The 26,929-nt window shown below is 62.0% G+C and carries 22 protein-coding genes and 1 tRNA gene; 17 read left to right on the forward strand and 6 right to left on the reverse strand.

Going from position 1 to position 26,929, the window contains the following annotated elements:
• Positions 1-32 precede the first annotated feature (32 nt).
• A complete protein-coding gene (gene phoR, locus B3605_RS18310) occupies positions 33-1,301 on the reverse strand; it encodes a phosphate regulon sensor histidine kinase PhoR (RefSeq protein ID WP_183795142.1) in 1,269 nt (422 codons plus the stop codon).
• Between the two features lie 206 nt (positions 1,302-1,507).
• On the opposite strand from phoR, the gene ppk2 reads away from it, so the two are divergent.
• Positions 1,508-2,389, forward strand: coding sequence for a polyphosphate kinase 2 (gene ppk2 / locus B3605_RS18315; RefSeq protein ID WP_112940959.1), 882 nt, complete (start codon positions 1,508-1,510; stop codon positions 2,387-2,389).
• Positions 2,390-2,429: 40 nt separating this feature from the next.
• Here the strand turns inward: ppk2 and B3605_RS18320 are convergent, their stop codons facing one another.
• A complete protein-coding gene (locus B3605_RS18320) occupies positions 2,430-3,617 on the reverse strand; it encodes a hypothetical protein (protein WP_112940960.1) in 1,188 nt (395 codons plus the stop codon).
• 247 nt (positions 3,618-3,864) lie between these two features.
• On the opposite strand from B3605_RS18320, the gene B3605_RS18325 reads away from it, so the two are divergent.
• Positions 3,865-4,836, forward strand: a complete 972-nt coding sequence (locus tag B3605_RS18325) for an NAD(P)H-dependent flavin oxidoreductase (RefSeq protein ID WP_112940961.1) — start codon at positions 3,865-3,867, stop codon at positions 4,834-4,836.
• A 131-nt stretch (positions 4,837-4,967) separates the two neighbouring features.
• Positions 4,968-5,043, forward strand: a tRNA-Thr gene (locus tag B3605_RS18330).
• Positions 5,044-5,190: 147 nt separating this feature from the next.
• On the opposite strand, the gene B3605_RS18335 is transcribed toward B3605_RS18330, so the two are convergent.
• On the reverse strand, positions 5,191-6,594 hold the full coding sequence (locus B3605_RS18335) for a flagellin (RefSeq protein ID WP_112973910.1): 1,404 nt from the start codon (positions 6,592-6,594) through the stop codon (positions 5,191-5,193).
• A gap of 855 nt (positions 6,595-7,449) precedes the next feature.
• Positions 7,450-8,361 carry a GntR family transcriptional regulator gene (locus B3605_RS18340; protein ID WP_112940963.1) on the reverse strand — a complete coding sequence of 304 codons (912 nt, stop codon included), beginning with the start codon at positions 8,359-8,361 and terminating at the stop codon, positions 7,450-7,452.
• 239 nt (positions 8,362-8,600) lie between these two features.
• Between B3605_RS18340 and B3605_RS18345 the strand changes: the two genes are divergently transcribed.
• The 7 genes from B3605_RS18345 (at position 8,601) to B3605_RS18375 (ending at position 16,693) form a co-directional block, all read left to right on the forward strand.
• Positions 8,601-10,103, forward strand: a complete 1,503-nt coding sequence (locus tag B3605_RS18345) for a UxaA family hydrolase (RefSeq protein WP_112940964.1) — start codon at positions 8,601-8,603, stop codon at positions 10,101-10,103.
• Between the two features lie 32 nt (positions 10,104-10,135).
• Positions 10,136-11,155 (forward strand): aldo/keto reductase, encoded by a 1,020-nt coding sequence (locus tag B3605_RS18350; protein ID WP_112940965.1) that lies wholly within the window; start codon positions 10,136-10,138, stop codon positions 11,153-11,155.
• Between the two features lie 11 nt (positions 11,156-11,166).
• Complete coding sequence (locus B3605_RS18355; protein WP_018898291.1) at positions 11,167-11,613, forward strand: RbsD/FucU family protein; 447 nt, start codon at positions 11,167-11,169, stop codon at positions 11,611-11,613.
• Between the two features lie 350 nt (positions 11,614-11,963).
• Entirely contained in the window at positions 11,964-12,950 is a 987-nt protein-coding gene (locus tag B3605_RS18360) for an ABC transporter substrate-binding protein (protein WP_112940966.1), read from the forward strand.
• Positions 12,951-13,068: 118 nt separating this feature from the next.
• Positions 13,069-14,619 (forward strand): sugar ABC transporter ATP-binding protein, encoded by a 1,551-nt coding sequence (locus B3605_RS18365; protein ID WP_112941028.1) that lies wholly within the window; start codon positions 13,069-13,071, stop codon positions 14,617-14,619.
• 22 nt (positions 14,620-14,641) lie between these two features.
• The gene (locus B3605_RS18370; RefSeq protein WP_047507192.1) at positions 14,642-15,616 is read left to right on the forward strand and encodes an ABC transporter permease; all 975 of its coding nucleotides are present in this window, start codon (positions 14,642-14,644) and stop codon (positions 15,614-15,616) included.
• A gap of 60 nt (positions 15,617-15,676) precedes the next feature.
• Entirely contained in the window at positions 15,677-16,693 is a 1,017-nt protein-coding gene (locus B3605_RS18375; RefSeq protein WP_112940967.1) for a zinc-binding alcohol dehydrogenase family protein, read from the forward strand.
• Here B3605_RS18375 and B3605_RS18380 read toward each other — a convergent pair.
• Positions 16,690-17,412: a copper homeostasis protein CutC gene (locus B3605_RS18380; protein WP_296435449.1), complete on the reverse strand. Its 723-nt coding sequence runs from the start codon at positions 17,410-17,412 to the stop codon at positions 16,690-16,692. The genes B3605_RS18375 and B3605_RS18380 overlap by 4 nt on opposite strands.
• Positions 17,413-17,699: 287 nt before the next feature.
• Between B3605_RS18380 and osmF the strand changes: the two genes are divergently transcribed.
• From osmF to B3605_RS18410, 6 genes are all read left to right on the forward strand, one after another.
• Positions 17,700-18,608: a glycine betaine ABC transporter substrate-binding protein OsmF gene (gene osmF / locus B3605_RS18385; protein WP_112941030.1), complete on the forward strand. Its 909-nt coding sequence runs from the start codon at positions 17,700-17,702 to the stop codon at positions 18,606-18,608.
• A 64-nt stretch (positions 18,609-18,672) separates the two neighbouring features.
• Positions 18,673-19,839: an ABC transporter permease gene (locus B3605_RS18390; protein ID WP_112940968.1), complete on the forward strand. Its 1,167-nt coding sequence runs from the start codon at positions 18,673-18,675 to the stop codon at positions 19,837-19,839.
• Positions 19,836-20,780 carry an ABC transporter ATP-binding protein gene (locus B3605_RS18395; protein ID WP_112940969.1) on the forward strand — a complete coding sequence of 315 codons (945 nt, stop codon included), beginning with the start codon at positions 19,836-19,838 and terminating at the stop codon, positions 20,778-20,780. Before B3605_RS18390 ends, B3605_RS18395 begins: the two co-directional genes overlap by 4 nt.
• The gene (locus B3605_RS18400) at positions 20,777-21,526 is read left to right on the forward strand and encodes an ABC transporter permease (protein WP_112940970.1); all 750 of its coding nucleotides are present in this window, start codon (positions 20,777-20,779) and stop codon (positions 21,524-21,526) included. Before B3605_RS18395 ends, B3605_RS18400 begins: the two co-directional genes overlap by 4 nt.
• A gap of 45 nt (positions 21,527-21,571) precedes the next feature.
• Complete coding sequence (locus B3605_RS18405; protein WP_112941031.1) at positions 21,572-21,967, forward strand: VOC family protein; 396 nt, start codon at positions 21,572-21,574, stop codon at positions 21,965-21,967.
• Positions 21,968-21,976: 9 nt separating this feature from the next.
• The gene (locus B3605_RS18410) at positions 21,977-24,430 is read left to right on the forward strand and encodes a glycoside hydrolase family 2 protein (RefSeq protein ID WP_112940971.1); all 2,454 of its coding nucleotides are present in this window, start codon (positions 21,977-21,979) and stop codon (positions 24,428-24,430) included.
• Positions 24,431-24,541: 111 nt separating this feature from the next.
• Here the strand turns inward: B3605_RS18410 and B3605_RS18415 are convergent, their stop codons facing one another.
• The gene (locus tag B3605_RS18415) at positions 24,542-24,934 is read right to left on the reverse strand and encodes a PRC-barrel domain-containing protein (protein WP_018898279.1); all 393 of its coding nucleotides are present in this window, start codon (positions 24,932-24,934) and stop codon (positions 24,542-24,544) included.
• A 267-nt stretch (positions 24,935-25,201) separates the two neighbouring features.
• Between B3605_RS18415 and B3605_RS18420 the strand changes: the two genes are divergently transcribed.
• Positions 25,202-26,902: a long-chain fatty acid--CoA ligase gene (locus tag B3605_RS18420; protein ID WP_112940972.1), complete on the forward strand. Its 1,701-nt coding sequence runs from the start codon at positions 25,202-25,204 to the stop codon at positions 26,900-26,902.
• Positions 26,903-26,929 lie beyond the last annotated feature (27 nt).

A 26,929-nucleotide genomic window follows, 5' to 3' on the forward strand; every position in this document is an offset into this window, starting at 1 on the left:
CAGACTCCATAAAGACCGGACGGTCTTTTATGTCAAAACCGGACGGTAAAGCTGGTTCCCTTGCCGACCTCGGACTTGACGATCAGGCGGGCGCGGTGGCGCGTCAGGATGTGCTTGACGATGGCAAGGCCAAGGCCGGTGCCCTTCTTGGAGCGGCTATCCTCGATGCTGACGCGATAGAAGCGCTCTGTCAGGCGTGGTACGTGTTCGGCCGGGATACCCGGCCCCTTGTCGACGACAGTGACCTCGACGGGTCCGCTGGGGCCATTCTTCAGGTAGACCTCAACGAGCTTGCCTTCCTGGCCATACTTGCAGGCGTTTTCGATCAGGTTTTCAAACACCTGCACCAGCTCATCGCGATCACCCGCCACCTCGGCTCGGCCTTCCGGCAGATGCAGCTGGATATCGACGCCGACATCATTGGCGAGCGGCAGAAGCGCATCGCGGACATGACCAAGCAGCGGCACGAGATCCACCTTCTCATCCGGCGCGATATGCGACTTCAATTCGAGGCGCGAAAGGGACAAGAGGTCGTCGACCAAGCGGCTCATGCGCGTGGTCTGGTCGAACATGATGCCGAGGAAGCGTTCCTGCGCCTTGAAATCGCTTTTCGCCGGCCCCTGGATGGTTTCGATGAAGCCGCGCAGCGAGGCGAGCGGCGTGCGCAGCTCGTGGCTGGCGTTGGCCACGAAATCCGAGCGCATGCGATCGATGCGGCGAACTTCCGATATGTCGCGGAAGGACAGCACGAAGAGGCGCTCGCTTGCATGATTGGGACCGCCGACGGCGCCGAGTTCGACCGGCGAGCTGCGGACAATATAGACGCGCTCCGACGGCAGGCGTTCGGAGTGCTCGATCTGGTTCGGCGCGTTGGTGACGATGGTTTCGCGAACCATGTCGAGAATGCCCGGCGAGCGAAGGCGCGCCGAGATATGCGCCCCGATGACCATCTCTCCGAAGGCCTTTTCAGCGGCGCGGTTCTGGAACAGCACGGAGGCATCGCCGGCCAGCACCATGACGGGAATGTCGAGCGCCGAAAGCGTCGCCGACACCTCGGGCAGGAGACTGCGCGCGGCCGGCTCCTCGACCTCGGACGCCGGCGGGGCCGAGGCGACCCGGGGGCGCGGCTCGGACGAGCACATGATGGCAAGCAGCATGATCGCCAGCAGGCCCAGCACGCCCCAGCCGTTCATGCCGGCGGTCACCGCGATGAACGCAATCGCCAGCGCGACGAGAAGCACGAAGCTCTCCCGACGGAGCTTTGCCGCCAGTTTGGCCGTCCATGGCGTTTGCTGTTCCAAGTGCCCCTCGCGACGTCGATTCGTTCTTCGTTGGCTATCAAACTTCGCCTGATAACGCTCTTTCATGACAGAAGTTTACCGATGCCGCCAGCAAACCGACAATGCACCCCGACTGCGCACATAATTTTTACTGATGCCGAGAGGTTTGATTTTCAAAAGGAAATATGTTCGCCTTGGCGGCTACGCACATACCGAGGAGGATCGCCATGTCGGAAGATGTCGAAAGCAGAGCAGTCGAACTGGATATCAAGGGCAAGAAGCGCGTCTTCGACGTGGACGATCCGGTGCTGCCCGACTGGGTGGACGAGGAGGCGCTGAAATCGGGTGACTTCCCCTATAACAAGAAGCTCAAGGAAGAAGAGTATCTCGAAGAGCTCAAGGCGCTTCAGATCGAGCTGGTGAAGGTGCAGTTCTGGCTGCAGGCAACCGGCAAGCGGGTGATGGCGCTGTTCGAAGGCCGCGATGCCGCCGGCAAGGGCGGCGCGATCTCCGCCTCTTCCGCCCACATGAACCCTCGCCTTGCTCGCGTGGTGGCGCTGACCAAGCCCACCGACCGCGAGGCCGGACAATGGTACTTCCAGCGCTACATCGCGCAGTTTCCGACGGCGGGCGAATTCGTGCTCTTCGACCGCTCCTGGTACAACCGCGCCGGCGTCGAGCCAATCATGGGCTTCTGCACGCCCAAACAATATGAGGATTTTCTCGCGCAGGCGCCGCAGATCGAGAAGGTGATCAGCCACGAGGGCATCTTCTTCTTCAAATTCTACCTGGATATCGGCCGCGAGATGCAGCTGAAGCGGTTTCATGACCGCCGCCATGATCCCCGGAAGGTATGGAAGCTGTCGTCGATGGATATCGCGGCGCTGACCAAGTGGGACGACTACAGCGAAAAGCGCGACCGGATGCTGAAGGAAACGCACACGGAATTCGCGCCCTGGACCGTGGTTCACGCCAACGACAAGCGCCGCGCCCGATTGAACCTCATCCGCCACATACTGAAGACCATCGATTACGACGGCAAGGACAAGGACGCGATCGGCAAGCTCGACGACAAGATCATCGGCCAGGGGCCGAAGTTCCTGAAGTGACGGCTCCCGAGCGTACTAACTGAGCGGTTGCCCGACCGGCTTATTGGCCGGGCAGGATGCGCACGGCGTAGAGGTTGATGCCCCTCGCCTTGCCGTCCACGTCGCTGTTGATCAACAGCGTGCCGGCCGAGGTCGGCGCGAGCGAACGATCGAAGCGAACCTGCAGGAGGACATCCGATTTCTCGCGGTTGACCGTGAAGCGGTGGCGGGCGCAATCGCCGAGCGACTGGAAATCGCATTCGACGGTGATCTGCGTCGGCTCATCGGAGGTCGATTGCAAAGTGACCGCGATCGTCGAGGACTTGCCGGCGAGTTGCTGCAAAATATCCGGCGGAACGGTGATGCCGACATTGCCGTCGGCGCCGGCGCTTTGCGAGGTCAGGCGCACGGCCGGACCATCATTTTCGGCAATGCTCTCGACGCGCGACTGCGCGCCCTTGACGATCTTGTTGGCATCCGACGGCTTGAAGATTTCGAGCCATGCGGCGGAGAAGGAATTCTGCGGATCGATGACCGGCGCCTGGCTGGCGTCGCTGTCGGCGGTGTGATTGTCATTCGCGCCGTTGAAATCCTCCGGCGCGGTGGTGGCGGGCGGATTGGCGACGCTGGTATCGCGCTCGGCCGCCGTCATCAGCAGGCCTGATGTGTGCGCCCACCAGGCGCCCATGCCGATGAAGGCGAGCAGGACGCACCAGACGAGCAGGCGCGAGAAAAACTTGCGCGGCTTGCGGCGGGCGACGGCACGCTCGGGCCGGAAATCCATGTTGGCTGGCTTCTTCTCGGCCACGAAGGGTTCGGGAGCCGCCGCCAGATGATCCGCATCGCCGGCATGCAGGCCGCCGAGACCGGAGTCCTCTTCGTAGCGATTGTCGGCAACCATGACGTCAGGCGCCGGCGCCCGCGTTTCGCCGCCGATCGTCGGGCTGTCGAAATCATCCGGAGCGCGAGGCGGTGGTGGTGGCGGGATATCGACCACTGGCGGCACCGGCACTTCGGGCGGTCCCTGGCGCGGATGAAGGCGTTGTCGCTCCTCCGCCTCGATCATGTGGATCGTCGTTTCCAGACGGTGGCGATGATGGGCGATCGCGTTGGTATCGGTGACGTCCTGCTTGCGCAGGCCAGCTTCCAGCGCCTGGCGCGCGGATTGATAGATCTTGGCTCGGACTTCGGGATTGTCGCGATCGGCATTGTCTAGCGCCGTTCTGATAGCCGTTTCTAATCCGCTCACGTCCGGTCCTTCGTTCTGATGACAGGCGTCATATGCTTAACAATATGCAACTGCGGTAGCGGCTGAGGCCGTAAACCGCAAGGCTGAGGCCGCCGACGGCGCCCGTTCAGTAGGGGATAATACCGAAAGGCAGGCCTTTTTATAGAGCAAGCGATGTTGGCGGAACCGCGACGGCGGTCTTTTCCTGGCGAAAACTCTCTGCTATCACATTGACGTTTTCGTAAACGTCAATTCTTCACGGTGACCCATGGCCCTGCCCTCGATCCTGACGCGAAACCTCAGACTGCCCGTGGTGGCCTCTCCGCTGTTCATCATTTCGCACCCGGCGCTGACGCTGGCGCAGTGCAAGGCCGGTGTCATCGGCGCATTCCCGGCACTCAATGCGCGGCCGGAGAGCCAGCTCGACGAATGGCTTGCAATGATGACCGAGGATCTCGCAGCGCACGACGCCGCCAATCCGGACAGACCGGCCGCACCCTTTGCCGTCAACCAGATCGTCCACACGTCGAACAAGCGGCTGGAGCACGACCTAATGCTCTGCGTGAAGTACAAGGTGCCGATCGTTATCTCCTCGCTCGGCGCCGTGCCCGAGGTGAATGCCGCTGTGCATTCCTATGGTGGCATCGTGCTGCATGACGTGATCAACAACCGGCACGCCAATTCGGCGATCCGCAAGGGCGCCGACGGGCTGATCGCGGTGGCGGCGGGTGCCGGTGGCCATGCGGGAACGCTCTCGCCGTTTGCCCTGGTGCAGGAAATCCGCGAATGGTTCGACGGTCCGCTTCTGCTTGCCGGCGCGATCGCCAATGGCGGCGCGATCCTGGCGGCGCAGGCGATGGGCGCCGACATGGCCTATATCGGCAGCCCCTTTATCGCGACCGACGAGGCGCGCGCATCCGACGCCTACAAGCAGGCGATCGTCGACGGCGCATCCACCGATATCGTCTATTCCAACTACTTCACCGGCGTCGCCGGCAACTACCTGAAACCGTCAGTCAAAGCCGTCGGCCTCGACCCCGACAACCTGCCGGTCGCCGACGCCTCGAAGATGGATTTCGAACAGGCCGTGGGCGGCGCCAAGGCCTGGAAGGACATCTGGGGCAGCGGCCAGGGCATCGGCGCCATCAAGGCCGTCGAACCCGTCGAGGCGCTCGTGGACCGCATGAAAAAGGAATACGACGCGGCGCGCGACCGACTGGCGCTCCCCTCGCCGGCCTGAGCGGCGCGGGGCATATTTCCACAGCCGCGTTCTTTTTTGCCAAAGACGTGACAGGGCGCTTGAAATCTTCCGACAATGCTTGTATCAGCGCCATGCAAATCGCGGGCCGAACACAAATCACCCGCCGGATTGCCGCTTTAGCTCAGGTGGTAGAGCACATCATTCGTAATGATGGGGTCGCAGGTTCGAGTCCTGCAAGCGGCACCATTTTTTCTCCGACAAGAATCAGGACAAGATTACGCGGTAGTCACGTTGCTACGACGTTGGCATTGCGCTGTGTGGACGTTGCTGAGGGGATGTCTTGCGCCGTAGCGGTTGCAGTGTAACTCAGGTGCGCCGACCGGAAGAGGCGACTTACCTAAACAAGCTCATAATGCCGCTCGGTGCGGAGTTGGCGATCGACAAGGCCTGAATGGCGAGTTGCTGCTGAGTTTGCATTGCTGCAAGCTTGGAGGACTCTTCCTCCATATCCGCATCCACAAGACGGCCAACACCGCTATCAATACTGTCCTTGAGCTTGCTCGCAAAATCCATCTGCATGCCGATCCTCATGGCGAGTGAGCCGAGAGTTGAGGCCGCGGCCGTCGTTCGGCTTAGCATCCCCTCGACAGCCTGAAGATTACTACCAACGCCGTTTGTTATGTCTATGTCCAAAAAATTCACCCTCAAATCGGCACTACTGCCCCCGGATCCCCCGGATCCCGTGCCCGCAGAACTGCTTCGAGCAGTGTAGTAAGAGGCGCTCCCCAATCCCCCTGCTGCGCCACCGGGAAGTGTCGAAACTATGTTTGTGATCTCAATATGCGAATCTGGCTGGTCGCTGACCTGCCTTGAGCTAACGATGAATGAGTGCCAGAGTGTGCTTCCATCTGGCTGCACCTGCCCGTACGCTCCGGTGCCGAGGCCAAGTCCATTGCCTGACCAAACATGATTCAGAACCTTATCCATGTCGAAGCCGTCAGATATAGTACCCGTGGAAATTCCGAGCGCCGAGTTTACGTCCGACTGACTGATCGTGGTATTCAGAGTCGCATCCGGACCGGTACCGCCAGGGTGAACTACGACATCAAAACTGATGCTATCAGATGAGCTCAGCGTGATTGGCCCGGAGAAATTATAGTATTCCTGCACAGAATATATGTTGGGCGTGCCGGATGTCGGGCCACTCGGGCTTGTTGGATCGACAGAAACGTCAGCTTGCAGCAGGCCGCGCCCGGTCGTGTTGAATAAGGATATCTTAGAGAGATCAACGGGCGCGCTCGTCACCTGAACACCGGCAGCATCGTCTCGAATGAACGAGGACACCACTGAAGCGCGATTGAGCGAATCGTCGTGGATGTCAGGTATGTCGGTGTTTAGCCAGTTCTGCCCACTGAAACTGGCGCTAGTCGCAATGCTTACAACCTGCTGCTTCAGTTGGTTGAGTTCGGTTTGTATTTTAGCTTTGTCGACACCATCTTCTTCTGCCGCGACCAACTTAGCCTTGAATTCTGACAAAACGTCGATAACCGATTCCATGCTGTCGTACGCAGTGTCCACTTTCGCGCTTCCAAGCCCGAGAGCATCGGAAACAGCCGAGACAGCACTGGAATCGGAGCGCATGGTCGTTGCGATCGACCAGTAGGCGGCATTGTCAGCCGCCTTGGCGACACGTAGGCCCGAGGACACGTGATTTTGGCCACTCTGCAGCCCTGAGTTGATGGAGTGAAGCGTCTGAAGCGCAGCGACGGCTGACACGTTGGTAAGCAACGACGACATGAAAGGCCTCTAAAATAAAACCTTGAATTAAAACGAAGACCGATACGGCTGATTCTTACAGCCTATGGGTGCCAAACTAAGAAATTCGCAGTTAACAAAGTGTGGATGCCATTAGCTAAATCTTATGAAAATCGCACAACTTGGGAGTTGTTCTTGTTGCTCCCGCTTAAAAATTCGCGGATGTCGCCTCGCCAAGTAGTTTTCAAGACGTTCCCAGATATTTCCGATCAGAAAACTCGAGAACTTGACCTGACAGCAAGAATGGGCGGGCGTAAAATATTGCAGGTCTCAACATAGTCCGCGCTCGCGATTTGCGCTTGGGCACGCACCTTAAAGTGATGCGCCAAACGGCCACATCCCCAGAATTCGCGATACCGCGACGCATTGATGTCGCATATGAATGCGATCGTCCTGAAACGTGATGGCGGTCGCGTTTGGATTGGGCGGGCCGTGTCATGAGGGGTCTGAGGCACGGCCCGCAACGCAATTGGGGAGAGCGCACATGTGGGATATCCTGACGATCATAGGCATCTTCGGTCTGCTCTTTCTGGGCCGTGAGGCACAGATCGTGTTCGCGAAGGCGCGTGCTTCCGGATGGAATGATTTTCCCCGGCGCTAAGCCGATTGCGATCGAGCTTGCGCCGATCAGCTGAGACGCATGACGTGGTGATCGGCGCATGCTCCCATTGCCTGATGCCAGCCTGCGAACCTCATCCGAATGAGCGAAGTGCAAGGCGCAGCGCGGGGTGATAGGTTGAGCTGTCTCGTTGGTATTGCGTTATCGATTGTATTGAGTTCGCGAGACCTGGCCCGCCTTGAGCGGGCTTTTTTTCGCCCATCCGATGCCTTTCGGCACTATTTCGCGAGCGTTTCCCCGTCGACCGCGGGCTGCGGAAGGGATTGCAGCAAGGTCTGGCGCGCGGAGCGCAGATGCACCCGGCAGGCGGCGTCGATCGCGGCTGGATCGCCTGCTTCAAGGGCTGCGATATAGTCCAGATGCTCATGGATGGCGCGTTCGTTGCGCTGGCGGGCGAAGGCCTTGTTCCACTGGTAGTGATAGTGGAAGACGATGGCGATGGCGTCGTAGAAATCGGCGATGAAGCGGTTTTTCGCGGCTCCATGGATCAGCAAATGGAAGCGCTCGTCGAGGGCTGAGAATTCCTTATAACGACCGTCAAGATCCTCGAGCAGGGCGTGGTGCTCTGCCTTGATCTCCGCCAGCGCGCGCCAGGCTTCGTTATCCTGAGGCAGCCGGCCGAATTCGGCGGCGGAGTGGAGCTCGAACATCTCGCGCACTTCAGCGAGTTCCAGCGCGAATTCGCGGGTAAAACCCTTCAATATCCAGTGGCTGTTCGGCCGCTTCTCGATCAGCCCGAAGCGCGAGAAGCGGATCAGGAATTCGCGCACGCTGGTCGTGCCGGTGCCGATGTCGCGGGCAAGCTCCAGCTCGTTGATCTGCGTGCCGGGGGCTGCATCATCCGACAGGATGCGCTGCATAAAGCTGCGTTCGATGATGTTGTGCAGGGAATCGGTCTCTTCCGAGGGAAAGAGATCGGCCTCAGTCGGCGTGCGCAGCACCACCTTCTGGCGCTTGTTCCAGCTGATGATGCCTTCCTCGTCGAGCCGAGTCAGGATGGCGCGGGCGGTGCTGCGGCTGATGCCGAGCTTGGCGGCGATATCGGGCTCGGACGGAAGGGTCTCATCGGCACGCAGAGCCGCGACATAGCGATTATACGCTTCCTTGAAGACCGTGTTTTGCCGCGCCATGCACACCCTGCCTTGTTGCCCTGCGGCACACGGCGAAAGCCCGCGAATGGCGGGCGCCGGCGCGTGGCAGGAGCTTATCTCTCGGCGATCCTTATCTTATTTTGGATCGTCCGCGGCTGTTTGCCTCCCTCGTCCACAGGATCAATAATCCCGTTGACTTGAAAATGTTTATTGTAGATAAAAAACAAAAGCAATGCGCATTCGCCGATGCAGCGAGTGTTTCCCTAGGGAGAAGATCGTTGAAGAAAGACCCTTGGATCATCCTGTCATCAGGCGACAATGTCGCGGTGGCTACGGCCCCGATCGCCGCCGGCGAGATGGTGGCGGGGATAACAACGTTGGAGAAGATCGACCCCGGTCACAAGATCGCGCTCACTGATATCGCGCTTGGGCAGCCAGTGGTGAAGTACGGGCAGGCGATCGGGCGCACGACATCGGACGTCAAAGCTGGCCAGCACATCCATAGCCAGAACCTGCATTTCGAAAACGACCGCCTGGCGGCCACCGCCAATTCGGCGCCGGAAGAAGCGAGTGCGGCCGACCGCGCGCGCACCTTCATGGGCTACAAGCGCGCCGACGGACGCTCGGCGACACGCAACTATATCGGCATCATCGCCAGCGTGAACTGTTCCACCACGGTCTGTCGCGCCATCGCCGACCAGGCCAACCGCACCATCCTGCCGCATTACGAGGGCATCGATGGTTTCGTGCCCATCGTCCACGACCAGGGCTGCGGCATGAGCTCGACCGGCGACGGCATGGCTGTTCTGCACCGGACACTTGCCGGCTATACCAGGCATGTGAATTTCGGCGGCGTGCTGATGATCGGGCTCGGCTGCGAGGTCAACCAGCTGACGCTCTACGGCCAGAGCGGCGCCGGCAATTCCAAGCGCCATTTCAACATCCAGGATGCCGGCGGATCGCGCCGCGCCGTCGAGCGCGCCATGGGCATGCTGAAGGAAATCGCCGACGATGTCGGGCGCGAGCGGCGCGTGCCGCTGCCGATCAGCGACATCATCATCGGCATGCAGTGCGGCGGTTCCGACGGCTTCTCAGGGATTACCGCCAACCCGGCTCTGGGTGTGGCGGCCGATCTTCTGGCTGCTGCCGGCGGCACGGCGATCCTGTCGGAGACCTCCGAGATCTACGGCGCCGAGCACTTGCTGCGCAGCCGCGCGGTCAGCGAGGAGGTCGCCCGCAAGCTCGACGAGAAAATCGTCTGGTGGGAAAAATATGTGGCGATGCACGGCGCCTCGCTCGACAACAACCCCTCCCCCGGCAACAAGCGCGGCGGGCTGACGACCATTCTGGAGAAGTCGCTCGGGGCTGTCGCCAAGGGCGGGCGTTCGCCGCTGACGGCCGTCTACGGCTATGCCGAACGGGTGACCGCGCCCGGCCTCGTCTTCATGGACACACCCGGCTACGATCCCGTCTCGGCCACCGGCCAGGTCGCGGGCGGTGCCAACATGATCGCGTTTACCACCGGCCGCGGCAGCTGCTTCGGCTGTCGCCCGGCACCGTCGATCAAGCTCTCCAGCAATTCGGCGCTCTATGCCTCGATGGAAGAGGACATGGACATCGATTGCGGCACGATTGCCAGCGGCGATGCGACGATCTCAGGTAAGGGGCGCGAGATCTTCGACCTGATCATCGATACGGCATCGGGCAAGAAGACCAAGAGCGAGGAGTTCGGCTACGGCGATAACGAATTCGTGCCTTGGCATCTCGGAGCAACGCTTTAATCAATAATATCGACAGTCTTCAGGGAGGAATGATGAAGACGAGGAGGATCGGCCGGACCGAGCTTGAGGTGACTGAAGTAAGCTTCGGCGCCGCAGCCCTTGGCGGCCTCTACCGCGCCTGCCCGCGCGAACAGGCAATGGATACGCTCGACGCGGCATGGGATAGCGGCATCCGCTATTTCGACGTCGCGCCCTGGTATGGATTGGGGCTCGGCGAGCGCCACGTCGGCGATTTCCTGCGCGGCAAACCGGAAAGCGAATGGGTGCTCTCCACCAAGGTCGGGCGGCTGCTGCGCCCGGTGCCGACGGGGACGGTTCCCGACTACTCCTATGTCGATCCGCTCTCCTTCGATGCGGATTACGACTATTCCTATGACGGCATCATGCGCTCGGTCGAATTCAGCTATGCGCGGCTGGGGCTGAACCGGATAGACATTCTCTATGTCCACGATATCGGCGGCTATACGCATGGGGCGGCGAAGAATGCCGTCTATCTCAAGCAGTTCCTCGATACCGGTATCAAGGCGCTGGAAGAGCTGAAGACATCGGGCGCGATCAAGGCCTTCGGGCTTGGCGTCAACGAGGTACCCGTGTGCCTCGACGTGATGCGCAATGCCGATATCGACTGCATCCTGATGGCCGGGCGTTACACGCTGCTCGACCGCTCGGCCGAAGCCGAACTCTTGCCGCTCTGCCGCAAGAAGGGGACCTCGCTGGTGGTCGGCGGTGTCTTCAACTCCGGTATTCTCGCGACCGGTGCGGTGGCGGGGTCGAACTTCGACTATATGCCGGCGACCGAAGAGGTGCTCGCCAAGGTGCGCGGCATGGAAGCGGTCGCAGCCAGGAACGGTGTATCGCTCGCCGCGCCGGCGCTGCAGTTCGCGCTGCGCGACCCGCTCGTGTCGTCGGTGCTGATCGGCACCGGCAAGGCTTCCAGCGTGACGCGGAATATGGACCTGTTCTCACCGATTTTGCCGGAGACGATCTATCCGGAATTCGATAGCTTCACCCTCGTTGCGCCGCCACTCGGCGACGATGCTGTTCGCGTTTAAGGAAAAACAGAATGCTTAAAGGAATTCATCCCGTCCTCAGCCCCGATCTACTGTGCGCCATCGCGCGCATGGGCCATGGGGACGAGATCGTCATCGCCGACGCCAACTTCCCGTCTTTTTCCATGGGCCCGGAAATGATCCGCGCCGATGGCGTCAGTGCTACGACCATGGCGGAAGCGATCCTGACGCATATGCCGCTCGATACGTTCGTGCCGGAATCGGCCTGGGTGATGGAAGTGGTGGGCGATCCGACCGCCGTGCCCGAGGTTTGCAAGGAGTTTCAGACCATCGTTTCCAAGCGTGCCGGCGATTTCGGCATTTCGACGCTTGAGCGCTTTGCCTTCTACGAACGGTCGCGCAAGGCCGCCTATATCGTCGCGACCACCGAGTTTCGGCTCTACGGCAACATCATCCTGAAGAAAGGCGTCGTGTTGCCGGAAGAGGTATTCTGGGGATAGGGATAGAAACGGAATAAACGTTCCGTGTTGACATTTACGCGGAACCGATATTTCATAAATCGAACTCGAAGCCTTTTTGGCCGGATGTCTTGGAGGGACGTCTGGCCTCGGAGGAAAAGGTAACGAGACTGGGAATGGGGAGTTGCCGGCGCCTTTGTGCCGGCGGCCCGATCGATAAACGAGTGCAGGACTGGTCCGGAAAGAGCCAAAGGGCTTATCCGGCGCGGCCTTGCAAACAAGGCAGGCCTCGGCTAGCTTCAAACTCGTAAATGTTTTTTATCGATAAAAGTCTCTCGTTCGCGTTCGCGAGAGATTTCCTGGAGGAAGAACGCACTTGGAGGAGAACCAACATGCGCATGAAGTCCATTCTTTCGCGTCGCGCCTTTACCGCTCTTGCGGGCGCCGCCGTCATGGCAACAGCCGTGCCGATGCCGTCCTTTGCGGCAGACGTGACCATTCCTATTATCGTCAAGGACACCACGTCCTTCTACTGGCAGATCGTGCTGGCTGGCGCCCGCAAGGCAGGCCAGGATCTCGGCGTCAAGGTGCCGGAGCTTGGCGCACAGGCCGAGTCCGACGTGAACGGCCAGATCAGCATTCTCGAGAACGCCGTTGCCGGCAAGCCGGCCGCGATCGTCATCTCGCCGACCGAATTCAAGGCGCTCGGCAAGCCGATCGACGAAGCCGCCAAGTCCGTTCCGATCATCGGTATCGACTCCGGCGCGGATTCGAAGGCCTTCAAGTCGTTCCTCACCACCGATAACGTCCAGGGCGGCCGCATCGCAGCCGACGGCCTGGCCGCGGCGATCAAGGAAATGACCGGCAAGGAAGAAGGCGAAGTCGTCATCCTGACCAACCTGCCTGGCGTCGGCTCGCTCGAGCAGCGCCGCGAAGGCTTCCTCGATCAGCTGAAGACCAAGCATCCGGGCCTGAAGCTCATCGCCGACAAGTATGGTGACGGCCAGGCAACGACCGGCCTCAACATGATGACCGACCTGATCACCGCCAACCCGAACCTCGTGGGTGTGTTCGCTTCGAACCTCATCCTCGGCCAGGGCGTCGGCCAGGCAATCGCCGAAAACAAGCTCGGCGACAAGATCAAGGTCATCGCGTTTGACAGCGACGACAAGACGGTCGGCTTCCTCAAGGACGGCTCGATTGCCGGCCTCGTGGTGCAGGACCCCTATCGCATGGGCTATGACGGCGTGAAGACCGCGCTTGCCGTATCCAAGGGCGAAAAGGTCGAGGAGAACGTCGATACCGGCGCCAACCTCGTCACCAAGGCCAACATGAGCGACCCGAAGATCGACGCTCTCTTGAACCCGAAGATCAAGTAACGACCTGACGAGCGCCGTGCGGGAGCGATCCCGCACGGCCCTTCTTCCCTTCGGCCGAACTCCTCAAGGGGAGCGGACGGCGAAGGACGACATGGCAATTCGCGAGGAGGAGACGCAAATGAGCCTGGAAGAGGTCAGTCATCGCCACGATGACAGCGCCAAGCTGAAGGAGGCGAACCGCGTACCCGCGGGCGCCCCGATCCTCGAACTCAAGGGATTGCAGAAGAATTACGGATATGTGCAGGCGCTGAAGCCGGCAACTGTCACCTTCCTTGCCGGAGAGATCCACGCGATCGTCGGCGAAAACGGCGCCGGCAAGTCGACGCTGATCAAGCTTCTGACCGGCGTCATCACAAGAACGGCCGGCGAAATCCACTGGTGCGGACACCCGGTCGCGCTGGCGACGCCCAACGAGGCGATCGCGCGCGGCATCAACGCGGTGCACCAGGAAGTCGTGCTCTGCCCGCATCTCAGCGTGGCGGCCAACCTTTTCCTCGGCGACGAGGTCAACCAATTCGGGCTGATGCGCAAGCGCGAGATGGAGAAGATGGCGCAGGCCGTTCTCAACGATCTCGGCTTCGGCCTGCCGGCCGGTGTGCCGTTGAGCGATCTCACGATCGGCCAGCAGCAGCTGGTGGCGACCGCGCGCGCGGCCATGCGCGGCACGCAGTTCCTGATCTTCGACGAGCCGACCGCCTATCTGACGCGCCAGGAATCCGCGCAGCTCTTCAAGCTCATCCGGCGCCTGCAGAGCGAAGGTGTCACGATCGTCTACATCAGCCACCGCATGGAAGAAGTCTTCGAGCTGGCGGACCGCGTCTCGGTTCTGCGCGACGGCACGCATGTCGGAACCCGCAATATCGGCGAGACCAACGAGAACGAGCTGATCGCGCTGATGATCAACCGCTCGATCGAGCAGATCTATCACAAGGAAGAAATTGCGATCGGCGAGACCATCGTCGATGTGCGCGGCTTGTCCGGGCCGGGCTTCGAGAACGTGTCGCTATCGGTGAAGGCGGGGCAAATCGTCGGCCTCTATGGCCTGATCGGCGCCGGGCGCAGCGAATTCGCGCTCGGGCTCTACGGCCGCGAGAAGACCACGGCCGGCGAAATCCACTGGATGGGCAAGAAGGTCAACATCAAGGACGAGCGCACCGCGATGGAACTCGGCATCGCGCTGGCGCCGGAAAGCCGCCGCGACCAGGGCCTCTGCCTCAACCTGCCGATCGGCCTCAATATCAACCTGCCGGTCTTTAAGCGGCTCAGCAAGGGACCTGTCATCAGTCACAGCGAGGAGACGCAGAACGCCGACCAGCAGATCCGCGACCTCGCGATCAAGACGCCCAGCCGGCGGGTGCTGGTCTCGGCGATGTCGGGTGGCAACCAGCAGAAGGTCGTCATCGGCAAGTGGCTGAGCCATGGGGCGCGGCTCTTCATCTTCGACGAGCCGACCGTCGGCGTCGACGTCGGCACAAAGGCGGAAATCTACCGGCTGTTCGCCAAGCTTCTGAAGCAGGGCGCGGGGATCATTCTGATCTCCTCCTACCTGCCCGAGGTCTACGAACTGGCGGACCGGCTGCATGTGTTCCGCAGCGGCCAGCTGGTGGCGAGCCACGACTTCCACGCCGCCACGCATGAAGAAGTGCTGAGCGAAGCGATCGGCGTCTAAAAGAACAAGAGGGAGAGAGAAAATGACCGTAACCCCCACCGAGATCGCCGCGCCGCCGCCGCGCCGCAAGGTCAACATCCTGTTCGGCCTGACCCTGATCGGTCTTCTGGCCTTCCTGTGGATTCTGCTCGGCGTCGTCACTGCCAGCTTCTGGACGCCGCTCAACATCTCCAACCTTCTGCGCCAAGGCGCGATGACGGCGATTTTGGCGCTTGGCCAGACCTTCGTGATCATCACCGCCGGCATCGACCTTTCCGTCGGCGCGATTGTCGGCTTCTGTACGGTCATCCTGGCATGGCTGCTGCAGGCGGGCTTCCCCGTCTGGGCGGCGATCCTGATCACGCTGTTGATCGGCGTCGGCATCGGGGTGTTTCATGGCTTCGGCATCGTCAAGATGGGCCTGCCACCCTTCATCATCACGCTGGCGACGCTGACGTCGCTGCGCGGCATCGGGCTTCTGATCACCAACGGCTCGACGATCAACATCGTCAACGAGCCCTTCACGAACTTCGCCCGTGCCGACTTCCTTGGCGTCCCGAGCCTGTTTTGGATGGTCGTGCTGGTCGCGATCCCGTCCTACATCTTCCTGCATCTCAGCCGCTGGGGCCGCTATCTCTTCGCTGTCGGCTCCAATCGCGAGGCAGCGCGTCTGTCGGGTGTCAGGGTCAACGGCATCATCTACATGGCCTACATCCTGTCGGCGACCTTCGCGGCCTTCGTCGGCGTCCTGCTCGCATCGCGTATCGCCATCGGCAACGCCACGCAGGCCGACGGCTGGGAACTGCAGGCGATCGCCTCGTCGGTCATCGGCGGCACCTCGCTGTTCGGCGCGGTCGGCTCCGTGCATGGTCCGCTGATCGGCGCCTTCATCCTGGCCACGATCAACAACGGCGCGAACCTGCTCAACGTCAACTCGTTCTGGCAGCGCATCATCACCGGCCTGCTGATTATCGTGATCGTCTACTTCGATCAGCTGCGCCGTCGCCGCAGCTCTTAAACGCCAATACAGGTAGCCGGCCACTCGCCGGCTTCCTTTCAATAGAATGCAGGAACCATCATGAAAGCCGTGCTTTGCCAACAACCGGGTGTTCTCGAGATCGTCGAGCGCCCCTCTCCCGGCACGCCCGAAGCCGGCTGGGCGCGGCTTGCCGTCAGCCATGTCGGCATCTGCGGCACCGACTATCACATCTTCGAGGGCAAGCATCCGTTTCTCGAATATCCGCGGGTGATGGGCCACGAGATCTCCGCAACCGTGGTGGAAACCGGCGCAGGGGTCGAGATCGCGGTCGGCACGCCTGTGATAGTCAACCCGTATATCTCCTGCGGCCGATGCGTCGCCTGCCGCAAGGACAAGGCGAATTGCTGCACCGATATCAAGGTGCTCGGCGTCCACACGGATGGGGCGTTCTGCGAGGAGATCACGGTTCCGGCAGGCAATCTCTATGCGGCGCAGGGGCTGAGCCTGGAAGCGGCGGCGACAGTGGAATTCCTGGCGATCGGGGCGCATGCCGTGCGCCGCTCGCTTTCGCCCGCAGGCTCACGCGCGCTCGTCATCGGCGCCGGCCCAATCGGCCTTGGGGCCGCGATCTTTTCGCGGATCGCCGGCCATGAAGTGACCCTGCTCGACACGAGTGCGGAGCGGCTGGAGATGGCTGCCGAGCGCTTCGGATTTACGTCAGGTATCGTCGCCAATGATGCGACCCTTGATGCGGTGAAGGCGAAGACTGGCGGGGATGGTTTCGACGTCGTCTTCGACGCGACCGGCTATGGCCCTTCGATGGAGAAGGCGTTCCAGTTCGTCGCGCATGGCGGCGCGCTGGTTCTGGTCAGCGTCGTCAAGGACGATATCCGCTTCTCCGACCCCGAGTTTCACAAGCGCGAAATGATGGTGATCGGCAGCCGCAATGCGACGCGGATCGACTTCGAGCATGTGGCGGCCTCGATCGCCAATGGCCTCGTGCCGGTGGACCGGCTGATCACCCACCGCACGACGCTTGCCGATGCGCCGGGCGATCTGGCGCGCTGGGCGCATGAGAAGAGCGGCCTGATCAAGGCCGTGATCAAGGTCTCCTAAAGACTATCAATCGCCTCGCGCATCTGGCGCACGATGGACGGGTCCGTTCGGTTGGGCGACGCGGCCTCGAAGCCGAAGGCGACCGCGCGGGGATCGACGCTTGCGACCGGAGAGCTGCAGGAGCCGTGAATTTCGTGAGCGCCGGTGGCGCGCAGAATCTGCGGCGCGTTGGCGGGGCGCACGCCGCTTCCCGGCATGATCGAGATCCGCCCGTCCGCCTTCTTCGACAGCCGCGCCAATGTCTCCAGGCCATCGATGGCCTTGGGGATGCAGCCGGAGGTGAGGATGCGCTCGTAGCCGAGCTCGACGGCCTGCTCCAACGCCGCGTCGGGATCGGGGACGAGGTCGAAGGCGCGATGCAGTGTCGAGCCGAGGCCTGCGGCGTGTGCCTTCAGACGATGGAGCAGCGGCATGTCGAGCGTGCCGTCGGCAAGGTTTGCCCCGATGACCACGCCTGCGAGGCCGAAGGCCCTGACGGCATCGATATCCGCCATCATCGCCGCTTCATCGCCGCTGTCGAACACGAAGGGACCTGCATGCGGGCGGATCATCGCGTAGACGGGAATGGGAGCGGCAGCCGCCGCTTTCATCATGCCCGCGACGGGCGTCAGCCCGCCAATCTCGAGCGCCGAGCACAATTCGATACGGTCAGCCCCGCCTTCGATGGCCGCCGCCAGACCGCGCGGGCTATCCACGCATACCTCAAGCAAGATTGTCACGCTTTCCTCCCTCGTCATCTCATGATCGTCCAAGCCCAAGCCTGATCTTCCGGTTAGCATCGCAGAGTTGGATTTGCGAGCTGAGACCTGAAGACGATTGGCCATCGATCGATTGGACAGTGTCGTGAACAGTATTTTCGCAATCGCATCGATTTTTCAATCGTGCACACTATGTCAGTTACGCATTGGATCGGTCGCCGACAGTCCGCTGTCTTCGCCGGGGAGTTTCGAGCGGTTCGCCTTGCGCCAAGGCTTTCCGCGCCTTTGAAGGAATAAAGGGGATGGTCATGCTGAAAAGAATAGCCCTTGCCGTATCGCTCTGCGCCCTGACGGCGGGTGCGGTGCAAGCCGCGGATGTCGTGGTGTCGTCGAAGATCGACACGGAGGGCACGCTGCTCGGCAACGTGATCGCGCTGGCGCTGAACGCCAATGGCATCAAGACGAAGGACCGCATCGCGCTCGGCGCCACGCCCGTGGTGCGCAAGGCGATCACCGCAGGCGAGATCGACATCTATCCCGAATACACCGGCAATGCCGGCTTCTTCTTCAACAAGCCCGACGATGCCGCCTGGAAGAACATCCAGCAGGGCTATGACATGGCCAAGAAGCTGGATTACGACGCCAACAAGATCGTCTGGCTGACGCCCTCGCCCGCCAACAACACGTGGGCCATCGCCGTGCGCAACGACGTTGCCGGGAAAAACAACCTGAAGAGCATGTCCGATTTCGGCAAATGGGTCGCCGGTGGCGGCGAGGCGAAGCTGGTGGCATCGGCCGAGTTCGTCAACACCGCCGGCGCGCTGCCGGCGTTCCAGACGACCTATGGCTTCGCGCTGAAGCCGGAGCAGGAAATCGTGCTCTCGGGCGGTGATACCGCCGCAACGATCAAGGCCGCAGCCGACCAGACGAACGGCGCGAACTCCGCCATGGTCTACGGCACGGATGGCGCCATCGAGGCTGCCGAGCTTACCGTTCTCGAAGACGACAAGAGCGTGCAGCAGGTCTATGCGCCGACCCCGATCATCCGCGAGGAGGTGCTGAAGGCCAACCCGAAGATCGAAGAGATCCTGGCGCCGATCTTCAAGAGCCTGACCGCCGACGAGCTGCGCAAGCTGAACGGCAAGATCCAGGTCGATGGCGAGCCGGCGAAGAGCGTCGCCGAGGCCTATCTGAAGGAAAAAGGCTTCCTGAAGTAATCGCCGACGCTCCGCGTCCAGCGATGGATGCGGAGCCGTTTTCCTTCCAGGCTGGGATGGATCGATGGAAGAAACCTTAGCGGTCCGCAGACTGGACCGGCTCGGCGTCGTTCTCGTCGTCGCGGGCGTCGCGGCGGCGGCATTGCTGCCATTCATCTATGTGAAGGCGAACCGGATCGCATCGGGCAAGCCGATGTTGCTGATGCAGCTTCTGGACCAGCCCTCCGTCGCCATCCTCACCTTGCTCCTCGTTCTCTCGGCCTGCGCGGTGCTGTTTCTCGAAAACGCCTATGCGCGGCTTGCGATCTCGACGCTCTGTCTGGCGGCATTGCTGGCGGCGATCGGGTTCGTGGCGACGTCGTTTACGCCAGAGGGCAGCACGGCGGCGCGCATGACGCCAGGCGGCGGCTTCTGGGTGCTGCTCGCGGTCACATCGCTGATCATATCCGATGCGCTGGTGAAGGTGCGGCCGAGGCCGTGGATGCGGGTCGCGGCGCTTGCTGCTTACGCCTGTCTGCTGGGCATCTTTCTCTGGTCGGGGCTGCTCGACAGTCTCTCGATCATGCGCGAGTTCGCCAATCGCGGCGACCAGTTCTGGGCCGAGGCATGGACGCATGTTGAGCTGGCCTTCGGGTCGCTGGCGATCTCTGTGGCGATCGGCCTGCCGCTCGGCATCGTCTGTTTCTGGGTGCCCAAGCTGCGGGCAGCGCTGCTGCAGGGGCTGAGCCTGATCCAGACGATCCCGAGCCTCGCTCTCTTCGGCCTGCTGATGCTGCCGCTCGGTTATCTCGCGACGCATGTGCCGCTGGCGGCAGCAGTCGGGATCAGCGGCATCGGCGCGGCACCCGCCCTGATCGCGCTGGTGCTCTATTCGCTGCTGCCGATCGTGGCCAATACCGTTGTCGGTCTCGAGGGCGTCGACCCCGCCGTGCGCGACGCAGCCGCCGGCATGGGGCTGACGCGGCGCCAGATCCTCACCGGTATCGACCTGCCGCTGGCGCTGCCCGTCATCCTCACGGGCATTCGCATCGTGCTGGTGCAGGCGATCGGGCTGGTGACGGTGGCGGCGCTGATCGGCGGTGGCGGGTTCGGCGTCTTCATCTTCCAGGGGCTTGGCCAGACGGCCATGGACCTCGTTCTTCTCGGCGCCGTGCCGACCGTGATCTTCGCCTTCTCTTCGGCCGTCATTCTCGATGCGGTCGCCGACAGCATACGGGGACCTGCCGCATGAGCATGATCGACATCCGCAACGTCACCAAGCGCTACGGCGATACGACCGTGGTCGACAATGTGTCGATGGCGGTCGAGAAGGGCGAGATCACGGTCATCGTCGGAACCTCGGGCTCCGGCAAATCGACATTGATCCGCATGATCAACCGGCTGGTGCCGATGACGTCTGGCGAAATCCGCGTCGGCGGGCGCAACGTGGCCGATGTGCCGGAGACGGAGCTGCGCCGCAATATCGGCTACGTCATCCAGGGCAACGGGCTCTTTCCGCACCGCACGGTGGCGCAGAACATCGCGACGGTGCCGCAGTTGCTCGGCTGGGAGCGCGGCAGGATCGATGCCCGCGTCGACGAACTGCTCGGGCTATTCAATCTCGACCCGCGCTCCTTTGCCAAGAAATATCCGCATCAGCTTTCCGGCGGCGAGCAGCAGCGCGTCGGCGTTGCGCGAGCGCTGGCAGCGGGGCCGGAGGTGCTGATCATGGACGAACCCTTCGGCGCGCTCGATCCCGTCATTCGCGGCAAGGCGCAGGACGATCTTCTGGCGATCCAGAAGCAGTTCGGCACGACGATCATTCTCGTCACCCACGACATGGACGAGGCCTTCCACCTCGGCAACCGGATCGCGGTGATGCGCGGCGGCAGGCTGCTGCAATATTCGACGCCTGAAAAGATCATCACCGAGCCCGCCGACCCCTTCGTGCAGCAGTTGACGGGGACGACCGACCGGGCGCTGAAGCGCATGTCGCTGCTGCCGCTGACATCGGGCATGGCGCCGGCCAAGGCCGGGCTCGACCACGGCCTGCCGCAATCGCTCAGCCTGCGCGACGCGCTGGCCGAGATGATCTGGCAGGGGATCGACGAAGCGGCCGTCGAGAACGAGAAGAAGGCGGCAATCGGGTCGATCTCGATGTCGCACCTCCTGGAGCTGGGCCGCAAGGAATGAAGCTCCTCACCGCCAATCTCTTTCGCGTCGCGGCCTTGGCGCTGCTTCTGATCCTGTTGTTCCGGACGGATTGGCTGTCCTTCCTGCTGACGCCGCTCACCAAGAACAACGCGCCCGCCGTCTACACGCAAAGCAGCCTGCCGCTTCTGGCGCTCGGGCATCTGCAGCTGGTGCTGATCTCGATTGTCGGAAGCGCCGTGGTCGCCATTCTGGGCGGCGTTTTCGTGACGCGGCGGAGCGGCGCCGATTTCCTGCCGCTGTCGCGCGCCATCGCCAATGCGGGGCAGACTTTTCCGCCGGTCGCTGTGCTGGCGCTGGCAGTGCCGGCCATGGGCTTCGGTGCCGGGCCGACGCTGGTGGCGCTGTTTCTCTACGGGCTGCTGCCGATCTTCGAAAACACCATCTCCGGCCTGCGCCAGGTCTCCCCCGCCGTGCTCGATGCCGCCGACGGCATGGGCATGAACCCGACGCAGCGGCTGTTCCAGGTGGAGCTGCCCCTGGCGCTGCCGCTGATCATCGAGGGCGTGAAGGTGGCGACCGTGATCAATATCGGGACGGCGACGATCGGCTCGACGGTGGCCGCCAAGGGGCTCGGCGAAGTGATCATCGCCGGGCTGATATCTGACAACACGGCCTTCATCCTGCAGGGCGGCCTGATCGTCGGGCTGATGGCGCTGTTGATCTATGATGCGGTGGGATTGGTGGAAAGCGCGATGACGCGAAGAATGGGCTTGCGCACCGCCTAAGGCAGCAGCTACCAAAGCGGCCTGATACGCACGATGGAGGCAGCCTTGGCCAAGATGATACACTCGATGATCCGCGTTCTCGACGAAGCGCGCTCGGTCGAATTCTACGGCAAGGTCTTCGGGCTCGAGGTCGCCGACCGCATCGATTTCGAAACCTTCACGCTGATCTATCTGAGCAACCGCGAGACCGGCTTCGAGCTGGAGCTGACGATCAACAAGGGCCGCATCGAGGCTTACAACCTCGGCGACGGCTACGGGCATCTGGCGGTGTCGGTCGACGAGGTCGCCGTCGAGCACAAGCGGCTGACGGAAGCCGGGCTCAATCCCGGCAAGCTCGTGGAGCTCAACCGCGACGGCAAGCTGCTTGCCCTGTTCTTCTTCATCACCGATCCCGACGGCTACAAGATCGAAGTCCTGCAGCGCCACGGCCGCTATCTTTAAGAGACCCCGATGATTTCCAAGACAGACCTGCATACCGGCTGGACCCTCAACTGTAACGTTGCAGGAAAGCCGGATCTGCCGAAAACCGTGCCTGCGCATGTGCCCGGATGCGTGCATCTGGACCTCCTGGCGAGCCGGCTGATCCCCGATCCGTATGTCGATGTCAACGAAATCACCAATGACTGGATCGGCCGCGAGGACTGGACCTATCGCTGCCGCTTCGACGCATCGCCCGATGCCGATCTCGTGCAGGAGCTTGTCTTCGACGGGCTGGATACGGTGGCGACGATCTCGCTCAACGGCGAAGAGATCGGCCAGACGTTCAACATGCACCGAACCTACCGCTTCGACGTTTCCGATCGCCTGAAGGCCGAGGGCAACGAGCTGGTCGTGACCTTCCGCTCGGCCTACGCCTATGGCGCGGAGATGGAAGCGCATTACGGCTACCGGCCGAACAACTATCCCGGCCCCGGCAACCTGATGCGCAAGATGGCCTGCAATTTCGGCTGGGACTGGGGTCCGACGCTGGTGACGGCGGGGATCTGGAAGCCGGTGCGGCTGGAGCGCTGGGCGAAGGCGCGGCTAGCCGAGACGCTGGTTTCGGCGACGCTTGCCGGTGGAGACGGGTTGGTGACGGTTCGTGCAAAGATCGCGCGCGCCAGTGACGCCGGCGACTGCCGCATCACGGCCAACATCGGCGGTGTCACGCATAGCGAGATCGTCGAGGCCGGGAGCGACGAGGTTCGCTTCCAGGTGCGCGTGCCCTCGCCGCAGATCTGGTGGCCGCATCATCTCGGCGCGCAGCCGCTTTATCCGCTGCGGGTCGAACTGCGCGATTGCGAGAGCGATGAACTGCTCGACGATTACGCCAAGCAGATCGGCTTCCGCTCGGTGCGGCTCGATACGTCGCCGGACGAGCATGGCTCGGCCTTCACATTCGTGATCAACGACGTGCCGCTGTTTCTCTGCGGCGCCAACTGGATCCCCGACGATTGCTTCCCCTCGCGGGTCACCGCCGCGCGCTATGCCTCGCGGATCGACGAGGCGAAGGCTGCCAACATCAACCTGTTGCGGGTATGGGGCGGCGGCATCTTCGAGCGGGATGAATTCTACGAAGAATGCGACCGGGTGGGCATGCTGGTGTGGCAGGATTTCCTGTTTGCCTGCGCCTCCTATCCCGAGGAAGAGCCGCTCCGTGGCGAGGTCGAGGCGGAGGTGCGCGACAACGTCGCGCGGCTGATGCCGCATCCCTCGCTGATCGTCTGGAACGGCAATAACGAGAATATCTGGGGCTTCGACGAGTGGGGCTGGCGGCCGATCATCAAGGAGGGTGAGAGCTGGGGGCTCGGCTACTATCTCGATATCCTGCCGAGGCTTTGCGCCGAGCTCGATCCCGACCGCCCCTACTATCCCGGCAGCCCCTATTCCGGCACGATGGAGATCGAGCCGAATGCCGATGCGCATGGATGCAAGCACATATGGGATGTGTGGAACGACGTGGGCTATGAGGTCTACCGCAACTATATCCCGCGCTTCTGCTCTGAATTCGGCTGGCAGGCGCCACCCAACTGGGCGACGCTGGAAGAGAGCGTGCACGAGGCGCCGCTGACGCCCGTCTCCAATGGCGTCTTCCATCACCAGAAGGCGACGCAGGGCAATGACAAGCTGATCCGTGGCCTGGCCGGCCACTTGCCCGAGCCACGGACGATGAACGACTGGCATTTCGCCACGCAACTGAACCAGGCGCGCGCCATCCGCTTCGCGGTCGAGCACATGCGCTCGCACCGCGATATCTGCAAGGGCGCAGTCGTCTGGCAGTTCAACGATTGCTGGCCGGTGACCTCCTGGGCGGCGCTGGATTCGGCCGGGCGTCGCAAGCCGCTGTGGTATGCGATGCGCCAGGCTTTCGATCCCCGGCTTCTGACGATCCAGCCGCGCGAGGGCGGGCTCGCCGCCGTTGCCGTCAACGAGCGGACGCTGTTCTGGCGGGCGAAGATTTCGGGCAAGCGGCTGCGGCTTGATGGGACCGTGCTTGCCGAGTTCGAATTCTGGCGGCTGCTTTGCGACCGGTTCGAGGCGAAGGCGTTTACGCTGCCTCAGGATATCGCCACCGCCGATGATCCCGGCAATGAAGTGATCGTCGTCGACATGCTGGACCGGCGCGCGTTTCACTATTTCGTCGAGGATATCGACCTCAAGCTGCCGAAGCCGGAGATGAGGATCGAGGTCAGCAAGCGGAAGGGCGGTTATGCGGTCGCGGTGACGGCCGTGAGCCTGCTTAAGGATCTCTGCCTGATGGCTGATCGTCTCGATCCGGATGCGGTGGTGGATACGATGCTGATCACGCTTTTGCCGGGCGAGACGCATGTGTTCGAAGTAGAGACGCAGGCGGCGATCGGTGTAGCCGATATCGTGGTTGGGACTGTGTTGCGCTCCGCCAACGATCTCGTGTCCGCGAGTTGAGCTAAGGCCAATGCACTCATGCAAAAACCTCCAACTTTCGCCGGAGGTTTTTGTGGCCGTCGGTGGGTCCCGCACGCGGCGGGACCCTTCCGTTCCGGCCTCGCGGGAGACTTACATCCAGTAGGGCGGCACGCCGTAGTAATCGTAGACCCGGCGGCCGTTGTCGTTGTACCAGGTGTCGTCATCATCCGCGTAGCTTGGCGCGCCTTCGATCTGTTCCTTGGTCAGGTCGATGCGGTAGCCATCCAGCTGCGTGTCGTAGGACAGCTTATCCCAGGGCAGCGGGTAGTGGTCATGGCCGATGCCCATGAAGCCGCCGAAGCTCAAGACGGCATAGGCGACGCGGCCATCCCTCTTGCCGAGGATCAGGCGCTCGATCGAGCCGATGTGCTTGCCATCGGCGCCGTAAACGCGGGTGCCTTCCACACGGTCGCTGGCGATCAGCGAGTGCGTATCCTTGACGTTCGGGTCACGGAGGGTCTTGTCGTTGTCCTGTTGCAGCATGTCTCTACTCCCTTTCTGTTGGTTCCTCGTGCCTGGCGGTTGTTGTGCCAAGCGTATGAATTGAAAACGTCGCCCGCTGCCCGTTGTTCCCGAATTTGATCCGCAATTTTGGCGGGCGCCGCAATATTGACGTTTACGTCAAGGTTATTGTAGCCTGATGCTGCTTGAACCATTCGAGCAATGACATAAGCTGCCGTATTGGAGGATGGAGGATCATCCAATAGTTTCGACGGGCGCCCCGCCGGCAGCGACAGGGAGAGAGACACGATGAACAGCATTTCCGCCCATCCTGGCGGTGAGAGGCCCGACAAGCCGTGGCTTGCCACCTATCCGGCGATCGTACCGGCCGAGCTTCCGGCGCTGGAATACGAATCACTGGCGGAGCTGCTTGAGAAATCCTGCGCGCGCTATGCCGACCGCATCGCCTTTTCCAGCATGGGCAAGACGCTCACCTACCGCCAGCTGGAAAGCCAGACGCGCAAGGTCGCGGCATGGCTGCAGGCAATCGGCCTGCAGAAGGGCGATCGCGTCGCGGTGATGATGCCGAACGTGCTGCAGAACCCGATCGCCGTCTATGGCATCCTGCGCGCCGGGCTCGTGGTGGTGAACGTCAACCCGCTCTACACGCCACGCGAACTGGAACATCAGTTGCGCGACGCCGGCGCCAAGGCGATCTTTGTCCTGGAAAACTTCGCTCATACCGTTCAGCAGGTGCTTGGCCATACCGATGTGCGCCATGTGGTCGTCACCTCGCTCGGCGAAATGCTGGGCGCCAAGGGGCTGATCGTCAATCTGCTCGTGCGCAAGGTGAAGAAGCTCGTTCCCACCTGGTCTATCCCCCGGCACAAGACCTTCAAGCAGGTGCTTGGTGAGGGTGACGGCGCGACGCTGAAGCCATCAGGTCTTGTCGGCAGCGACATCGCCTTCCTGCAATATACCGGCGGCACGACAGGGATCGCCAAGGGTGCGGTGCTGACGCACAAGAACCTGTTGTCGAACAAGCTGCAGCTGGAACTCTGGCTGAAATCCGCCTTCGAGAAGCGCCAGCGGCCGGATGTGCTGAACTTCCTCTGCGCGCTGCCGCTCTACCATATCTTTGCGCTGACGGTGAATTCGCTGATGGGCATGTCGCTCGGCGCGCACAACATCCTCGTCGCCAATCCGCGCGACATCCCTGCCCTCGTGCGCGAATTCGCCAAATCGAACGTCCACGTCTTCCCTGGGCTAAACACGCTCTTCAACGCGTTGATGAACAACCCCGAATTCGCCAAGGTCGATTTCTCCTCGCTGGTGATTTCGCTGGGTGGCGGCATGGCCGTGCAGCGGCCGGTGGCCGAGCGCTGGCTGACGATTACCGGCAACCACATTACCGAGGGATACGGGCTTTCCGAGACGTCGCCGGTGGCCACCGCCAACCGCTTCGATTCGCCCGAATTCACCGGCGCGATCGGCCTGCCGATCTCGTCGACCGATCTCGATATCCGCAACGAGGACGGCGCGTCGCTGCCGCTTGGCGAGGTTGGCGAGATCTGCATTCGTGGGCCGCAGGTGATGGCCGGATACTGGAACAAGCCGGATGAGACGGCGCGCGCCATGACGCCCGACGGCTATTTCCGCACCGGCGACATGGGCTTCATGGATGCCCGCGGCTACACCAAGATCGTCGACCGCAAGAAGGACATGATCCTGGTCTCGGGGTTCAACGTCTATCCGAACGAAATCGAGGAAGTGGCAGCGATGCACCCGGGCATCCTGGAGGCCGCCGCCGTCGGCGTGGCGGATGGGCATTCCGGCGAGGCGGTGAAGCTCTTCGTGGTGCGCAAGGATCCTGCTCTGACCGAGGCGGAAGTGAAGGCGCATTGCGTGGCCAACCTCACCAACTACAAGCGGCCGCGCTTCATCGAATTCCGCACCGAACTGCCGAAATCGCCGGTCGGCAAGATCCTGCGCAAGGATCTGCGAGCGTAATACTTCACAATTGAGTACAACCAAAAA

It is taken from the genome of Rhizobium sp. UBA1881, from assembly GCF_002338015.1.
Classification (GTDB): Bacteria; Pseudomonadota; Alphaproteobacteria; order Rhizobiales; family Rhizobiaceae; genus Rhizobium.

Excerpts from the sequence above, each read along its gene's own strand:
- ppk2 (WP_112940959.1), top strand. The coding sequence starts at position 1,508 with ATGTCGGAAGATGTCGAAAGCAGAGCAGTCGAACTGGATATCAAGGGC.
- B3605_RS18410 (WP_112940971.1), top strand. The coding sequence starts at position 21,977 with ATGATTTCCAAGACAGACCTGCATACCGGCTGGACCCTCAACTGTAAC.
- B3605_RS18355 (WP_018898291.1), top strand. The coding sequence starts at position 11,167 with ATGCTTAAAGGAATTCATCCCGTCCTCAGCCCCGATCTACTGTGCGCC.
- B3605_RS18390 (WP_112940968.1), top strand. The coding sequence starts at position 18,673 with ATGGAAGAAACCTTAGCGGTCCGCAGACTGGACCGGCTCGGCGTCGTT.
- B3605_RS18350 (WP_112940965.1), top strand. The coding sequence starts at position 10,136 with ATGAAGACGAGGAGGATCGGCCGGACCGAGCTTGAGGTGACTGAAGTA.
- B3605_RS18365 (WP_112941028.1), top strand. The coding sequence starts at position 13,069 with ATGAGCCTGGAAGAGGTCAGTCATCGCCACGATGACAGCGCCAAGCTG.
- B3605_RS18335 (WP_112973910.1), bottom strand. The coding sequence starts at position 6,594 with ATGTCGTCGTTGCTTACCAACGTGTCAGCCGTCGCTGCGCTTCAGACG.
- B3605_RS18370 (WP_047507192.1), top strand. The coding sequence starts at position 14,642 with ATGACCGTAACCCCCACCGAGATCGCCGCGCCGCCGCCGCGCCGCAAG.
- B3605_RS18420 (WP_112940972.1), top strand. The coding sequence starts at position 25,202 with ATGAACAGCATTTCCGCCCATCCTGGCGGTGAGAGGCCCGACAAGCCG.
- B3605_RS18360 (WP_112940966.1), top strand. The coding sequence starts at position 11,964 with ATGCGCATGAAGTCCATTCTTTCGCGTCGCGCCTTTACCGCTCTTGCG.
- B3605_RS18395 (WP_112940969.1), top strand. The coding sequence starts at position 19,836 with ATGAGCATGATCGACATCCGCAACGTCACCAAGCGCTACGGCGATACG.
- B3605_RS18325 (WP_112940961.1), top strand. The coding sequence starts at position 3,865 with ATGGCCCTGCCCTCGATCCTGACGCGAAACCTCAGACTGCCCGTGGTG.
- osmF (WP_112941030.1), top strand. The coding sequence starts at position 17,700 with ATGCTGAAAAGAATAGCCCTTGCCGTATCGCTCTGCGCCCTGACGGCG.
- B3605_RS18400 (WP_112940970.1), top strand. The coding sequence starts at position 20,777 with ATGAAGCTCCTCACCGCCAATCTCTTTCGCGTCGCGGCCTTGGCGCTG.
- B3605_RS18340 (WP_112940963.1), bottom strand. The coding sequence starts at position 8,361 with ATGGCGCGGCAAAACACGGTCTTCAAGGAAGCGTATAATCGCTATGTC.
- B3605_RS18375 (WP_112940967.1), top strand. The coding sequence starts at position 15,677 with ATGAAAGCCGTGCTTTGCCAACAACCGGGTGTTCTCGAGATCGTCGAG.
- B3605_RS18415 (WP_018898279.1), bottom strand. The coding sequence starts at position 24,934 with ATGCTGCAACAGGACAACGACAAGACCCTCCGTGACCCGAACGTCAAG.